The 14,794-nt window shown below is 70.0% G+C and carries 15 protein-coding genes; 7 read left to right on the forward strand and 8 right to left on the reverse strand.

Going from position 1 to position 14,794, the window contains the following annotated elements; genetic code table 11:
• The first annotated feature begins 52 nt into the window (after positions 1-52).
• Positions 53-1,162 (forward strand): cysteine desulfurase family protein, encoded by a 1,110-nt coding sequence (locus tag F0U44_RS15295; protein WP_149729211.1) that lies wholly within the window; start codon positions 53-55, stop codon positions 1,160-1,162.
• On the forward strand, positions 1,159-1,395 hold the full coding sequence (locus F0U44_RS15300; RefSeq protein WP_149729212.1) for a sulfurtransferase TusA family protein: 237 nt from the start codon (positions 1,159-1,161) through the stop codon (positions 1,393-1,395). The genes F0U44_RS15295 and F0U44_RS15300 overlap by 4 nt, the downstream gene beginning before the upstream one ends.
• On the opposite strand, the gene F0U44_RS15305 is transcribed toward F0U44_RS15300, so the two are convergent.
• Positions 1,388-2,320, reverse strand: a complete 933-nt coding sequence (locus F0U44_RS15305; protein WP_149729240.1) for a carbohydrate kinase family protein — start codon at positions 2,318-2,320, stop codon at positions 1,388-1,390. The two genes, F0U44_RS15300 and F0U44_RS15305, sit on opposite strands and share 8 nt — an antisense overlap.
• Positions 2,321-2,441: 121 nt before the next feature.
• On the opposite strand from F0U44_RS15305, the gene F0U44_RS15310 reads away from it, so the two are divergent.
• On the forward strand, positions 2,442-2,654 hold the full coding sequence (locus F0U44_RS15310; RefSeq protein WP_149729213.1) for a hypothetical protein: 213 nt from the start codon (positions 2,442-2,444) through the stop codon (positions 2,652-2,654).
• 47 nt (positions 2,655-2,701) lie between these two features.
• Here the strand turns inward: F0U44_RS15310 and erpA are convergent, their stop codons facing one another.
• The 4 genes from erpA to F0U44_RS15330 form a co-directional block, all read right to left on the reverse strand.
• Entirely contained in the window at positions 2,702-3,043 is a 342-nt protein-coding gene (gene erpA / locus F0U44_RS15315) for an iron-sulfur cluster insertion protein ErpA (RefSeq protein WP_149729241.1), read from the reverse strand.
• Positions 3,044-3,260: 217 nt separating this feature from the next.
• A complete protein-coding gene (locus F0U44_RS15320) occupies positions 3,261-4,367 on the reverse strand; it encodes an NAD(P)-dependent alcohol dehydrogenase (protein ID WP_149729214.1) in 1,107 nt (368 codons plus the stop codon).
• A gap of 21 nt (positions 4,368-4,388) precedes the next feature.
• The gene (locus tag F0U44_RS15325; protein WP_149729215.1) at positions 4,389-5,477 is read right to left on the reverse strand and encodes a glycerate kinase family protein; all 1,089 of its coding nucleotides are present in this window, start codon (positions 5,475-5,477) and stop codon (positions 4,389-4,391) included.
• Positions 5,478-5,522: 45 nt separating this feature from the next.
• A complete protein-coding gene (locus tag F0U44_RS15330) occupies positions 5,523-7,676 on the reverse strand; it encodes a molybdopterin-containing oxidoreductase family protein (RefSeq protein WP_149729216.1) in 2,154 nt (717 codons plus the stop codon).
• A gap of 102 nt (positions 7,677-7,778) precedes the next feature.
• Here F0U44_RS15330 and nadA point away from each other — a divergent pair, with 102 nt between their 5' ends.
• Together nadA and F0U44_RS15340 are read left to right on the forward strand one after the other, a co-directional pair.
• The gene (nadA, locus tag F0U44_RS15335) at positions 7,779-8,954 is read left to right on the forward strand and encodes a quinolinate synthase NadA (RefSeq protein ID WP_149729217.1); all 1,176 of its coding nucleotides are present in this window, start codon (positions 7,779-7,781) and stop codon (positions 8,952-8,954) included.
• A 28-nt stretch (positions 8,955-8,982) separates the two neighbouring features.
• A complete protein-coding gene (locus F0U44_RS15340; protein WP_246160508.1) occupies positions 8,983-9,573 on the forward strand; it encodes a DUF3043 domain-containing protein in 591 nt (196 codons plus the stop codon).
• A 1-nt stretch (position 9,574) separates the two neighbouring features.
• On the opposite strand, the gene F0U44_RS15345 is transcribed toward F0U44_RS15340, so the two are convergent.
• On the reverse strand, positions 9,575-10,570 hold the full coding sequence (locus F0U44_RS15345; protein WP_149729218.1) for an aldo/keto reductase family protein: 996 nt from the start codon (positions 10,568-10,570) through the stop codon (positions 9,575-9,577).
• Positions 10,571-10,620: 50 nt separating this feature from the next.
• On the opposite strand from F0U44_RS15345, the gene F0U44_RS15350 reads away from it, so the two are divergent.
• The gene (locus tag F0U44_RS15350) at positions 10,621-11,163 is read left to right on the forward strand and encodes a GNAT family N-acetyltransferase (RefSeq protein ID WP_149729219.1); all 543 of its coding nucleotides are present in this window, start codon (positions 10,621-10,623) and stop codon (positions 11,161-11,163) included.
• Positions 11,164-11,440: 277 nt separating this feature from the next.
• On the opposite strand, the gene F0U44_RS15355 is transcribed toward F0U44_RS15350, so the two are convergent.
• Positions 11,441-13,081 carry a M4 family metallopeptidase gene (locus F0U44_RS15355; RefSeq protein ID WP_246160509.1) on the reverse strand — a complete coding sequence of 547 codons (1,641 nt, stop codon included), beginning with the start codon at positions 13,079-13,081 and terminating at the stop codon, positions 11,441-11,443.
• Positions 13,082-13,312: 231 nt separating this feature from the next.
• Positions 13,313-14,068, reverse strand: a complete 756-nt coding sequence (dapB, locus tag F0U44_RS15360) for a 4-hydroxy-tetrahydrodipicolinate reductase (RefSeq protein WP_246160510.1) — start codon at positions 14,066-14,068, stop codon at positions 13,313-13,315.
• A gap of 79 nt (positions 14,069-14,147) precedes the next feature.
• Here dapB and F0U44_RS15365 point away from each other — a divergent pair, with 79 nt between their 5' ends.
• Entirely contained in the window at positions 14,148-14,666 is a 519-nt protein-coding gene (locus tag F0U44_RS15365; protein WP_149729220.1) for a class I SAM-dependent methyltransferase, read from the forward strand.
• Positions 14,667-14,794 lie beyond the last annotated feature (128 nt).

Below are 14,794 nucleotides of genomic sequence, written 5' to 3' on the forward strand. Positions count from 1 at the left end.
GGCCCCCGAGATCGCGCCGGGTCTGAAACGTGGCGCGGACTAGATTTAAGCCGTGACCGGCCCGCCTGGCTACCTCGACACCGCGTCGGCGGAGCCTCTCCACCCCGCAGCACGCGAGACCCTGCTCGCTGCGCTCGAGCGGGGCTACGCCGATCCGCGCCGCCTCCACGGGGCCGGCCGCGACGCCCGCCTCCTCCTCGACAACGCTCGCGCGGTCGTCGCCGAGTGCCTGGGCGCGCGCCCGGACGAGGTCGGATTCACCGCGTCGGGCTCCGAGGCGGTTCACCGCGGCCTCCTGGGCCTGCTGGCCGCGGGATCGGGAGGCGGCATCGTGCACAGCGCCGTGGAGCACTCCTCGGTCCTGCATGCAGCCCAGTGGCACGCCTCCCCCGCGCATGTCTCGGTGGCCGTCGACAGCGCCGCCCGCGTCGATCTCGACGCCATGTCCACCGCCGCACGGCGACCGGGCGTCGGGGTGGTCGCGCTCCAGGCGGCCAACCAGGAGGTCGGCACGCGCCAGCCAGTCGACGACCTGGACCTGCCCGACGACCTGCCGCTCTTCGTCGACGCGGCCGCGGCGATCGGGCGCATGCCGCTCCCGACCCGCTGGTCGGCGTTGGCCGGGTCCGCCCACAAGTGGGGCGGACCGAGCGGGGTCGGCGTGCTCGTCGTACGCCGGTCGACGCGGTGGACGACGCCGTTCCCGGGCGACGACGGTCTCGACCACCTCGGCGCCTCGGTCCCGGCGGCTCTCGCGGCAGCTGCCGCGCTCCAGGCGGTGCTCGCCGAGCGCGAGGAGACCGCCGCTCGCCAGCACCGACAGGTCGACCGGATCCGGGCGTGTGCCGCGGCGCTTCCCGACACCGAGGTCGTCGGCGACCCGGTCGAGCGGCTGCCGCACCTGGTCACCTTCTCGTGCCTCTACATCAGCGGCGACGAGCTCGTCACGGGCCTCGACCGGCGCGGGTTCGCCGTCGCCAGTGGCTCGGCGTGCACCGCGTCGACGCTGGAGCCGAGCCACGTGTTGGCCGCGATGGGTGCGCTGACGCACGGCAACGTCCGCGTGTCGCTGCGGCGCGACACGACCGACGACGAGGTGGAGCGCTTTTGCACGGCGGTGACCGAGCTGGTCACCGATATCCGGTCAGGCATCGGGCTGTGAGCGAGCCGTCGGTGGAGCTCGACTGCCGCGGGATCCCCTGCCCGCGGCCCGTCATCGAGCTCGCGAAGGCGCTCCCGACCGTCGAGGTCGGCGAGCTGCTCGCGGTCGTCAGCGACGACCCCGCAGCCCGCCACGACGTGCCTGCGTGGTGCCGCATGCGCGGCCAGGAGTACGTCGGCGAGGACTCCACCGCCGACGGACTCCCCCGCTACGTGGTGAAGCGCCTCACTTGATGTGGGCGCCGACCTCGTCGGCCGCCTCGTCGCCGTAGGAGCCCCGGAGGCGGTCGAGGAACTCTGCCGGCGTGAACGTGTATTCCTGCGGGCCGACGGTCTCGACGACGTAGGCGGCGAGGACGCAGCCGACCTGGGCCGCCCGCTCGAGGCTGAGCTCCCAACCCAGGGCGGCGAGGAAGCCGGCCCGGAAGGCGTCACCGACACCGGTCGGCTCGACAGGCGTGACGTCCTTGCACGCCGGAACCTCGATGAGCTCCTGGTCGGTGCCCTCGATCCGCACGCCGTCAGCGCCCAGGGTGGTCACCTGGAGGCGCACCCGCTTCTGGACGTCGTCGCTGGTCCAGCCCGTCTTCTTCTCGATGACGTGGGACTCGTACTCGTTGGTGATGAGGATGTCGGCGCCATCGATCAGCTGCCGGATCAGGTCGCCGTCACCGAACGCGAGCTGCTGAGAGGGGTCGGCCACGAACTTGTAGCCGCGCTGGCGGCACTCCTCGGTGTGGCGGAGCATGCCCTCCGGGTCGTCGGGGCCGATCAGGACGTAGGCCGGGTCGCCCTCGGCGTCGACGATCGGCTTGAGCTCGATCTCGCGGGACTCGCTCATCGCACCGGGGTAGAAGGAGGCGATCTGGGCCATCGTCTCGTCGTTGGTGCAGACGAACCGCGCCGTGTGCTTGGTCGGCGAGACGTGGATGTGGTCGCAGTTGACGCCGTGGCGCTCGAGCCAGGAGCGGTAGTCGGCGAAGTCCTCGCCGACCGCGCCCACGAGGACCGGGTTGAGGCCCAGGACCCCGAGGCCGAAGGAGATGTTGCCGGCGCACCCACCGCGGCGCACCTCGAGGTCGTTGACCAAGAAGCTGACCGAGAGCTTGTCGAGCTGGTCGACCACGAGGGAATCGGAGAACTTCCCCTCGAAGGTCATCAGGTGGTCGGTCGCGATGGAGGCGGCGATGAGGAGGGAGCCGCTGGCGTCAGTCACGGCACGGAACACTACCCGTCGGTACTGCTGGGTCTACGCGCCAGTAGCCAATAGCGTCGATCTCATGACCCCCTACGAGGAGATCGAGACGCCCTCCCAGCTCCGCGCTGGGTGCGAGGCGATCAACACCCGTCTCGCTGGCGTCGCCCGCAAGGTCGTCGAGGCCGCGCCCAGCATCCACTTCGATGAGTTCCCGCGCGAGATCCCGAAGCGGACCATCCAGATCTCCGAGGCGGCCCAGCGGCTGGCGAACGCGCTTCACCTGCACCTGGACTGACCTCAACATCAAGAACGCCCCTGCNNGGGGCGTTCTTGATGTTGACGTCAGTTGAACGAGTCACCGCACGCGCACGAGCCCGTGGCGTTGGGGTTGTCGATCGTGAAGCCCTGCTTCTCGATGGTGTCGACGAAGTCGATGACGGCACCGTTGAGGTAGGGGACGCTCATCCGGTCGACGACCACGGCAACGCCGTCGAAGTCGGTGACGACGTCACCGTCGAGGGTGCGCTCGTCGAAGAAGAGCTGGTAGCGAAGACCGCTGCAGCCACCGGGCTGCACCGAGATCCGCAGCGAGAGGTCGTCGCGACCCTCCTGCTCGAGGAGGCTCTTCACCTTGCCGGCGGCGACGGGGCTCAGGTTGATCTGGTCCTCACGTCGGTCGACCATCACGGGGGCGGCAACCGTCTGGGTCTGGGTCGCGCCGCTCGTCGCGGGGGCCTCAGCGCCGTGGCCGTGGCCGTGGCCACTACCGCAGCCGCATCCGTCACTCATGATTTCTCCAGGTAAGTCTCGGGGCCGTCGGGGCGTCTACGCGGGGCGCAGACAACAGGTCAATGGTCGCACACCGACGGTTATTCCCCATGTTGCCGCCGTCACGCGGGAGTCACCAGGTCAGGACCGCTTTGACGACCTTGCCGGCGGTCATGTCGGCGATCGCGTCGGCGATGCGCTCGAACGGGTAGGTCGTGATCAGGTGGTCGACCGCGAAGGCACCCTCCGCGCGCCGCCGGATGAGCTCCGGCACCATCTGGGCGGGGTCCGCGTCGCCCTCGATCGAGGACCGGACGATCTTGCCGGTCGACAGGAGGTCGATCGCGTCGATCGGGTATTCCGGAGCTCCGAGGCCGAGCGCGACCAGGGTCCCGCGGGTCCGTAGGGCGTGCTGCGCCTGCTGCACGACCGCAGGGATGGCGGTGGTGTCGATCGAGTACGCCGCACCGCCGCCGGTCAGCTCCTTGACCCGGTCGACCACGGGCACGGTGTCGTCGGTCGGGTCGAGCCCCACGGCGCCGTACTCCTCGGCGAGCGCGCGGCGAGCGGCGACCGGGTCGACCGCGATCACCGTCTCCACCCCCGCCCCGCGGGCGGCGGCGACAGCGGCCAGCCCGACCGCACCGGCTCCAAAGACGACGATGCTCTGCTCGGGCGTCGGCTGCAGCACGTTGAGGACGGTGCCCGCACCGGTCTGGAAGCCGCAGCCGTAGGGCGCGAGCAGGGTGAGGTCGAGGTCCTTCGGTACGACGACGCAGTTGTCGGCGTAGGCCAGCACGTGGCGCGCGAAGCTGGACTGGCCGAAGAACGAGCCGAACACGGTCTCCTCGCCCCGGCGCAGCGTGGTCGAGCCGTCGGGACGCATGCCCATGTAGTTGAGCAGGATGTGCTGCTCGCAGTAGCCGACGTCGCCGTCGGAGCAGGGCGAGCAGGCGCCGCAGTGACGAAAGCTCATGACGACGTGGTCGCCCACCGCGATGCCCTGCACGTCGGCACCGACGGCCTCCACCACTCCGGTGCCCTCGTGGCCCATCACCGTCGGGAACATCTCGACCGGCAGCATCGTCGGCACCGTCAGGTCGGTGTGGCACAGGCCGGTCGCCACGACGCGCACCAGCACCTCGTCGGGACGCGGGTCGTCGATCTCGACCTCGGCGAAGGTGAACGCGTGGTCGGTCTCCGTGAACGGCGCGGCCGCGAGGAGCACTGTCGTCTGCATGTGCAGAATCTAGAACACGTTCTACTGTCCCGACCAGGTCCTGGCCACCCGTTGGGCCAGGAGGGCCAATGCCCCTTCGGCATCGCTCATGGCCTGTTCCTCGCCCACCAGGTCGACCAGCGAGTAGGCGGCGTCCATGCCGAGGGCGCGCATCTCGCGGGAACCGACCAGGACCTGGCCCGCGAGCACGATGCAGGGCCGCAGCGCCGCGGAGGCGACCTCGGCGACGCCGTAGGGCACCTTTCCCGCCCGGCTGCTGAAGTCGAACGCACCCTCACCGGTGACGACGACATCGGCCAGACGCGCACGGTCGGCGAGCCCGACAGCGTCCATCACGAGCTCGATCCCGGCCGCACGCTCGGCCCCGAGCAGGAGCAGGCCGAAGCCGAGCCCGCCGGCAGCCCCGGCGCCCTTCTCCAGGGAGGTCCGGAAGTCGGCCACGGCCGCGAAACCCTCGAGCAGGCCGTCGACCAGGGGCATCCGGTCCTCCGCGATGCCCTTCTGCTCCCCAAAGGTCTTGGTCGCGCCGAAGAGCCCCGTGAGCGGGATGTCGACGTCGGTCGCGGCGACGATGCGGACACCCGCCACCCGCTGCCGGGCGGGCTCCACGTCGATGTGCCGGATCCCGTTGAACCCGAGCGCACCGCTGTCGAGGGGCACGTCGGCGGTGGCACCGAGCGCGGCGAGCATCCCCGCCCCGGCGTCGTTGGTGCCGCTGCCTCCGAGGCCCACCACGACGGTGAGCGCGCCCGCGTCGATCGCGGCGGCCACGAGCTCGCCGACTCCGCCGGTGCTCGCGTGCTCGGCGCGCTCCCGCCCGGTCAGTTGGACGCCGCAGGCCTGCGCGCTCTCGATGTAGGCGGTGTCGCCGACCAGCAGCACCGTCGCGGGCACTGGCTCGCCGAAGGGCCCGCTGACCGTCTCCACGATCAGCTCGCCGCCCAGGGTGGCGTGCAGGACGTCGACGAAACCGGGCCCACCGTCCGACATCGGCGCGAGGTCGACCTCGTCGTCGGGTGCCTGTCGGTGCCAGCCCTCCGCGATCGCCTCGGCCGCCTCGACAGCGCTGAGCGTGCCGGCGAACTTGTCGGGCGCCACGAGGATCCGCATGCGGGCCATCCTCCCCGACCGCCTCCCCCGACGACGCCGGAGGCCTCAGACGACCTCGAGCGCCACCGCGATCCCGTTGAGGTGCGCCATGCCCGCCAGCCGCTCGACGTCGGCGATCTCGCTCGACGCGAGCCGGTTGGAGTTGGCCCCACCAGACTTGTTGGCGAGCTCCCATCCGCCGCCCTCGTGGCCCCAGCCGTGCGGCACGGCGACCGTGCCGGGTCCGACCTCGTCGCTCACCAGCGCGAGCGTCTCGATCTCACCGAAGCGCGACCTGATCCGCACCGCTCCCCCGTCGACCACGCCGGCCGCCTCGGCATCCAGAGGGTTGATCCGCGCCTGGTGCTTGCGGTTGGCGCCCTTCATCAGCGTCGGGCTGTTGTGCATCCACGAGTTGTGCGAGCGCAGCTCCCGCAGGCCGATCAGCCGCAGCGGGAAAACGGGGTCGTCGCTGTGCCGGTCGCCCAACCGCTCGAGCTCCTCGACCAGCGCCGGCGCGTCGAGGCGCACCTTCCCGCCCTTGTGCCGGACCGCGTGCTTCAGCTGACCGGTCGCCGCGTGGTCGGCGAGGACGATGCCGTGGGGGTGCTGGCGGAGCTTCTTGGCGTTCAGGCCACCGCGCCGCAGGCCGAGCCGGTCGCCGTACGGGCCGACGCGGAGGAGCAGCGAGAAGAGGAGCTTCGGCGTGGCTCGAACCGGCATGCGGGTGCTGAGCGGGGCGAGCTTCTGCAGCATCCCGACGCCGAGCGGCTCGACGCCGATGCGGGTCGCGATCTCGTCGTAGACCGCCCACTCCTGGCGCGCCTCGCCGCGCGGCGCGACGACGGCCTCGGTCGTCTGGATGAACGGCGTCGGCGCGGCCGAGGCGACCGCGATCGGGAAGTCCTCGCGCTCGAGCCAGGTGGTCGCCGGGAGGATGTAGTCGGCGTAGCGGTTGGTGTCGTTGACGTAGAGGTCGAGCGACACCATCAGGTCGAGCTGCGGGAGCGCCTGGGCCAGCTTCTGACCGTTGGGCACCGAGAGGATCGGGTTGCCGCCGCTCACGAAGAGCGCGCGCAGCTGCCCGTCACCGGGGGTCGTGATCTCGTCGGCCATCAGCACCGCGGGGAAGCTGCCGAGGACGTCGTCGAACCCGCCGAGCCGCGACTTCTTCACGGCATAGCTGGCCAGACCGACTTTCTCGGCGACCTCCTCCAGCGGGATGACGCCCCGCGAGAACAGCGTGCCGCCCGCGCGGTCGAGGTTGCCGGTCACGATGGCGAGCACGTCGATGAGGACACCCACCAAGGTGGCGTGGCGCCCCAGGCACGAACCGGTGCGGCCGTAGGCCGTCGCGCTCGGCGCGGTGGCGAAGTCGCGGGCGAGCTGGCGTACGACGTCCGCCGGGACGCCGGTCATCGCCTCGGTCTCCTCCGGCGGGTGCTGGGCGGCCGCGCGACGCAGGGCGTCGACACCGACGGTCTGCTCCTTGATGGCCGCCTCGTCGGCCAGGCCCTCGGCGAAGATCACCTGCAGCATCGACAGCAGCAGCCAGGCGTCGGCGTCGGGTCGCACCTGGACGTGCTCGAAGGCCCGCGCGGTCTCCGTGCGGCGCGGGTCGACGACGACGACGCGGCCGCCGCGCTTGGTGATGCCGCTGAGCTGGTCCTTGATCCGGGGCGCGTTGAGCGCGCTGCCGTGGGACACGAGCGGGTTGCCGCCCAGGATCATCAAGAAGTCGGTGCGCGGCAGGTCGGGGAACGGCAGCTGGGTGACAGCGCCGTAGAGCAGCGCGCTGGCAGCGAAGCGGCTGTTGATGTCCTGGCTGCCGGCGCTGTAGCTGTGCTTGGTGCCCAGCGCGTTGAGGAACGCGGCGAACCAGGTGGCGTGGGAGTAGGAGAACGCCGGCGGGTTGCCGAGGTAGCCGCCGATCGAGTTGCGCGGGAGCGCGCGCAGGCGCGCGACGATGTCGTCGAGCGCGGAATCCCACGTGACGCGCTCGAACTCGCCGCGGTCGTTGCGCTTCAGCGGGTGGAGGACCCGGTCGGGGTCGTTCTGGATCTCGACGAAGGCGATGCCCTTCGGGCAGGCCTGCCCGCGGGACAGCGGGTGGTCGGCGTCGGGGCGCAGCTGCGTCACCGTGCCGTCCTCGACCGTCGCGACCAGGCCGCAGAGCGGCTCGCAGATGCGGCAGTAGGTGACCTTGGTCTCGACCGTCATGGGCTCACGGTAGTCCCCGAGACGGATATCAGAAACAGGCGTAGTCAGTTCGGGCGGCGACCGCGAGTCGGCCGCTCGCGGACCGCGGAATAGGATTCATGCATGACGACCGTCGACCTCCCGCTGCTGCCGCTCGGCCGTGGCACCGACCCGCTCTCGGAGCGGGGCGTCGAGTGCCCGGGCGACCTGCCGGCGGCGTCCGACCCCGACCTGGTGGCCCGAGCCCTCGCGGCCAAGGCCGCGCTCGGCGACAAGGTGTTCGTGCTCGGCCACCACTACCAGCGTGACGAGGTCATCCAGTTCGCCGACGTCACCGGCGACTCGTTCAAGCTCGCGCGCGACGCCGCTGCTCGTCCCGAGGCTGAATACATCGTCTTCTGCGGCGTGCACTTCATGGCCGAGTCGGCCGACATCCTGACCGGCCCGGACCAGCAGGTCATCCTGCCCGACCTCGCCGCCGGCTGCTCGATGGCTGACATGGCGCGCATCGCCCAGGTCGAGAAGGCGTGGGAGGCCCTCGCCGAGGCCGGCGTCCAGGACCAGGTCGTGCCGGTCACTTACATGAACTCCAGCGCTGCCATCAAGGCCTTCTGCGGGCGCAACGGCGGCGTGGTCTGCACGTCGTCCAACGCCGAGGTGGCACTCGACTGGGCATTCGAGCAGAAGGGCGAGGACACCAAGGTCCTTTTCCTCCCCGACCAGCACCTCGGCCGCAACACCGCCGTGCTCAAGCTCGGCTACAGCCTCGACGACTGCGTGGTGTGGAACCCGCACAAGCCCAATGGCGGGCTCACCGCCGACGAGCTGCGCGCCGCGCGGGTGATCCTGTGGAAGGGGCACTGCTCGGTCCACGGCCGCTTCACCGTCGACGTCGTCGACGAGCTCCGGGCGAAGATCCCCGATCTCAACGTGATGGTCCACCCCGAGTGCCCGCACGAGGTCGTCCTCAAAGCCGACCACGTCGGCTCGACCGAATACATCATCAAGACGATCGAGGCCGCGCCGTCGGGCTCCAGCTGGGCGATCGGCACCGAGCTCAACCTCGTGCAGCGGCTCGCGCTGGCCCACCCCGACAAGAACATCGTCTTCCTCGACCGCAACGTCTGCTACTGCTCGACGATGAACCGGATCGACCTCCCCCACTTCGTGTGGGCGATGGAGTCCCTCGTCGAGGGCGTCGTGGTCAACCGCATCGAGGTCGACCCGCAGACCGAGCAGGACGCGCTCGTCGCGCTCCAGCGGATGCTCGACCTGCCCGGCAAGAGCCACCGCGACTGACCGCCCGCCTGACTGCCGATAGAGACCCATGAGCCTGTTCCGTCGTACCAAGTCCGAGTCCGAGCCTCTCGTCGAGACCGTCGTGAAGGAGGGCGGCAAGGGCCGCCCGACCCCCAAGCGCAAGGAAGCCGAGGCCGCTGCGCGCGCGAAGGCGCGCACGCCCCGCACCCGCCAGGAGCTGGCCAAGCGCGAGCGTGAGTTCAAGTCGGAGAGCAGCCGCAAGATCCGCGAGGGCATGAAGGCCGGCGAGGAGCGCTTCCTGCTCCCCCGCGACAAGGGCCCGGTCCGGCGGTTCATCCGGGACTACATCGACAGCCGATTCACCATCGTCGAGCTGCTGATCCCGCTCCTGGTGATCGCGATGATCCTGGGCTACGCCGGCAACCCGGCGCTGGCCTCGGCGAGCACGATCATCATCTTCGTGACGTTCCTCTTCGTGATCGTCGACATCGTGGTGCTGCGCCTGCGGCTCCGCAAGGAGCTCGCCCGCCGCTTCCCGACCGAGACGCTGAAGGGCACGACCTGGTATGCCGTGTCCCGCTCGATGCAGATGAAGTTCATGCGGATGCCCAAGGCCAAGGTGAAGATCGGGCAGTCCCTGCCCGACGACTACCGCTAGTTCACAGGCGCGGCGACTGCGTGAGCGCGGGGTCGCTCGTCACCACCGGCGCCACGATCTCGTCGATGGCCCGCAGGGTCGCCTCATCGAGGCGTACGTCGGCGGCCTTGGCGTTCTCGGTGACCTGCTCGGGCCGCGAGGCACCGATGATCGCCGCCGAGACGTTGTCGTTCTGCAGCACCCACGCGACAGCGAGCTGCGCCATGCTCAGCCCGGCCTCCTCCGCGAGCGGACGGAGCAACTGGACGCGCTCGAGCACGTCGTCCTCGAGCCAGCGGGAGATGAACGTCGCGCCGCCCTTGTCGTCCGTCGCCCGCGAACCCGGGGGCGGGGCCTGGCCCGGGAGGTACTTGCCCGACAGCACGCCCTGCGCGATCGGCGACCAGACGATCTGGCCCATGCCGAGCTCGCGGCAGGTCGGGACGACCTCGCCCTCGATCACGCGCCACAGCAAGGAGTACTGCGGTTGGTTGGAGATCAACGGCACCCGCAGCTCGGTGGCCAGCGCGTGGGCGGCGCGGATCTCCTCGGCACGCCACTCCGAGACCCCGATGTAGAGCGCCTTGCCGGAGCGGACGACGTCGGCAAACGCCAGCATCGTCTCCTCCAACGGGGTGCCGTGGTCGTAGCGGTGCGCCTGGTAGAGGTCGACGTAGTCGGTGCCGAGCCGCTTCAAGGAGCCGTTGATGGACTCCAGGATGTGCTTGCGGCCCAGGCCCTTGTCGTTGTGGGCACCCGGCCCGGTCGGCCAGAAGACCTTGGTGAAGATCTCGAGCCCCTCGCGGCGCTCCCCCGCCAGCGCCTTACCGAGCACCGTCTCAGCGGCGGTGTTGGCATAGACGTCGGCAGTGTCGAAGGTCGTGATGCCCTCGTCGAGGGCCTGCCGGACGCACGCGAGCGCGGCGTCCTCCTCGACCTGGGAGCCGTGGGTGAGCCAGTTGCCGTAGGCGATGGCCGAGATCTTCAGGCCACTCGCTCCGAGGTTGCGGATCTCCATGGCCCGACCCTAGCGAGAGGCCGAAGAACGCCGCTTGCGATCATGGCGCCATGACGACCGCCGATGTCTCCGTCCGTGTGGCCTGGTCCCAGGACGCCGCTGGCATCGCCGCCGTCCAGCTCCGCTCGTGGCAGCAGCGCTACGACGAGGTCGCGCCCGGAGCGCTGGCCGAGCTCGGCACCGATGACGCGCTGCGAGTCGCCTCCTGGGAGCAGTACCTCACCCGGCCGCCCGAGGCTCGCTACCGCGCGCTCGTGGCGCTCGAGCGGGTCCGGATCGTCGGCTTCGCCCTCACCGGCCCCGCGACCGACCCCGACGCCGACCCCGCCACGGACGGCGAGCTCGCCGAGTTCACCGTCGAGCCCGGCCGGACCCGCCAGGGTCACGGCTCCCGCCTGCTCCAGGCGGCGGTCGACACGCTCGCCGCCGACGGCTTCACTCGCGTCGTGAGCTGGATCGACAGCACCGACGACGCCGCCCGGGCCTTCCTCGAGAGCGCCGGCTGGGCACCCGACGGCGCCAGCCGTGAGCTCTCCGACGAGTCAGGCGCAGGGTCGGTCAAGCAGGTCCGACTCCACACCGCCATCGGCTGATCCTCCGTGTGGCCAGAGTCATGCCGTTGAGGTGGCCTGCGTCATACAGCCTTCAGGAACGGGACTTCCATACTCCGAATAACAGAGGAGCCCGTCATGATCCTGACATTCCTGATCATCTTCGTCTTGGCATCAACCTGGGACATCGTGCATGCGAACCATGCACTCGACAACCTGGTCAACCCCGGCCAGAAGCCCACTTACTTCGAGTGACGCGGGCCGGCAGCAGCGAGGGCTGCGCCGTGCGTGACGACGCGGCCCCCGATGCTAATCGGCCTCAGTTGACGTTGACCGCGCTCCACGCGGCAGCCACGGTGTTGTACTGGTTGCTGCCGTTGCCGAAGAGGTCAGCCGCAGCACTCAGGGTCGCCGTACGGGCCTGGGCGTAGGTGGTGCCCGAGGTCATGTAGACGGTGAGTGCGCGGTACCAGATCCGCTGGGCGTCGGTGCGACCGATGCCGGTGATCGTGGAGCCGTTGCAGGTCGGCGAGTTGTGGACTTTGTTGCCGATGGTCTTCTGGCCAGAGCCCTCGGCAAGCAGGTAGAAGAAGTGGTTGCCCACGCCGGAGGAGTAGTGGACGTCCTTGTTCTTCGTGCCGGTGGTCCAGCAGGAGTCGGAGTTGCCGTCGAGTGCCGGGTTGTCCATCCGCCGGAAGCCCGAGTGGTTGGCCAGGTCGAACTCCTCGCCGATGAAGTAGTCACCCGAGTCGTTGGCGTTGGCCGCGAAGAACTCGACCATCGTGCCGAAGATGTCGGAGGTCGACTCGTTGAGGCCGCCCGACTCACCTGAGTAGGTCAGACCGGCGCTGTTCTCCGTGACACCGTGCGACATCTCGTGCCCGGCGACGTCGAGGGAGACCAGAGGTCCGTAGGAGACGCCGTCACCGTCGCCGTACGTCATCTTCGTGCCGTCCCAGAAGGCGTTGACGTAAGCGTTGCCGTAGTGGACGCGGTTGAACGAGCCTGCTCCGGTGCCGAAGATGCCGTTGCGGCCGTGCACCTGCTGGTAGTAGTCCCACGTCACGTTGGTGCCGTACTGCGCGTCGACACCCGCGGACTCCCGGTTGCTGGTGGTGCCGTTGCCGAAGCTCGTGTCGGGGCTGGTGAAGGTCGTGCCGGGCTTGCAGCCACTGCCGAACAGTTGGCACAACAGACCGTCGGTCTTGTTGCCGAAATCGGTCGTGTAGGTGTTGCCGCGGGTCGGGTCCTTGAGCTGGTAGGTCAGCCCGGACTTGGTCACCTGCAGCGGGACCACACCGCTGTAGAGCGAGCTGCCGTCGCCGTCGACGGTCTGGATGCGCTCCTCGCGACGGATCACGTTGCCCGTGCGCGCGTCGACGTAGGTGAGCAGTCGGCTGGGGGTGCCGTCCTTGTAGCGGCCACCGCTGGTGATCTCCCACGCGAGGCGCGGCTTGCCGGCGAGCGTGTCGACCACCAGGCGGCCGTCCTCCACCCGGAGCTTGCGGATCTGGCGCGTCGTGCGGTCCTTGGCCGTCACGGCGCGATCGGCGCGACTCTCGCTGACCTTCGGCCGGACGGAGACGGTGATCGGGGCCCGAAGGGTCTGGCTGACACCCTTCCAGTCCGCTCCGGCGGCCTGGTGGACCACGAGGTCGCCACCGATGACCGGCAGGCCGCGGTAGGTGCGCTCCAGGCGCACGTGGGTGCTGCCGTCCGCGTCACGGAGCGTCGTGCCGGTGACCTTGAACGCCTGACCGGCGACCTGTCGGGCCAGTTGGGGGTGGCGCTGGAGGGCCGCAATGGCACGCTCGGCGGTCCGGTCGTGCTGCGGCTTGCTGGCCTGCGCCGAAGCGCTGGGCGCGCCGGGTTGCAGGCCGAGGACGAGAGTGGCGAGCGCAGTGGCAACGGCGGCTGCCGCTGCCTTGCGAGACCGGGAACGGGACCCAGGGTTCAACACAGTGGAGCTCCTCGAGATGTGCTGGGGATGCCCGCGCGGAGCCGCGGCGGGCGAGCAGAGGCTCCCACCAGCATCGGTGCTCGGCCAGGTTTGAGCACCTGCAGGTTCGTGCACTCGCACAAACCCGCAACAATTGGATTTGCCGAGCGTGGCTCCGGCGACAGCATGGAGCAGCGCAAGCGCTGCGCCGGGTCGCCTCCCGCCACGCTGCCGGCTCGAAGGGCGTGTGACCTACAGGTCCAAGAAGTGCTCGAGGCCGACGGTGAGACCGGGGTGCGCGCCGATCTGGCGGACGCCGGTCAGCACGCCCGGCGTGAAGGAGACCCGGTCGAGGGAGTCGTGCCGGATGGTCAGGGTCTCCCCCACCCCACCGAGCACGACCTCCTGGTGTGCGACCAGGCCCCGGATCCGGAGACCGTGCACGTGGATGCCATCGACCACGGCGCCGCGCGCCCCGTCGAGGGAGGTCGACGTCGCGTCGGGGATGGGCGCGGAGCCGGCCTCGCGGCGGGCGGCAGCGATCAGCTCCGCCGTACGGCGGGCGGTGCCGCTGGGCGCGTCGGCCTTGTTGGGGTGGTGCAGCTCGATGATCTCGACCGACTCGTAGAACGGTGCCGCAAGAGCCGAGAAGCGCATCATCAAGATCGCGCCGATCGAGAAGTTGGGGGCGATGAGCACGCCGGTCGCAGGGCTCTTGACCAGCCAGTTGCCGAGGATGTCGAGGCGGTTCTGGTCGAAACCGGTCGTGCCGACGACGGCATGGATGCCGTGGTCGACGCAGAACTCCAGGTTGTCCATCACCACGTCGGGGTGGGTGAAGTCGACGACGACCTGCGCTCCCCCGTCAACGAGGGCCTCGATCGGGTCGCCCTGGTCGACCGCGGCGACCAGCTCCATGTCGTCGGCGGCCTCGACCGCCGCACACACCTCGGCGCCCACCTTGCCGCGCGCGCCGAGCACTCCGACCCGGATCTGACTGCTCTCCACGGGGCAAACCTAGTGCCCCGCTCGTCTCGATGCCCTGTCGGTCCCGCGCTTCGACCGCTGGTTCTGGCAGGCTGGACCCATGGCGGTACAGACGATCCCGGCCCGGCTGCGCTGGGCGGTGGACTTCATCGACGTGCAGCCTCAGGACCACGTGCTCGAGATCGGGTGTGGCTCGGGGCAGGCGGCTGATCTGATCTGTCGTCGGCTCGAGGGCCGCGGCAAGATGTTTGCGATCGACCGGTCCGAGGCCGGCGTCGACCGCACGAAGCAGCGCTGCGCGGTCCACGTGGAGGCAGGCAAGCTCACCGTGCGCCAGATCGACCTGGCGACCCTGCGGGTCCCGGTGAAGCGTCTGACCAAGGTCTTCGCCTTCGACGTCAACCTTTTCTGGGTGCGCGACTGCAAGGACGAGGTCGCCCTGCTGCACGAGCGCGTGCTCCCCGGCGGCTCGGTCAACCTGTTCTTCGACACGTCTCGCCCCGAGCAGGTCCCCGAGATCATCACCAAGACCGCGGAGGCCCTCACCGAGGGCGGCTTCCGCGTCTACATCGCGACCAGCGACAAGCCCCCCGTCGTCGGGATCATCGGGCGCCGCTGAGCGCCTGCCTGCCGCGAGCTCGCGAGCGGCTGGCACGCGCTCAGCAAGCGTGGTCGTCGAGTAGCGCCCACGGCTGAGCCTGCGAAGCCGTGACGGCGCGTATCGAGACGCGGTGAGGCGTACGCCGA

Origin of the sequence: Nocardioides humilatus (assembly GCF_008373755.1) — a bacterium.
GTDB classification, from domain to species: Bacteria; Actinomycetota; Actinomycetes; order Propionibacteriales; family Nocardioidaceae; genus Nocardioides; species Nocardioides humilatus.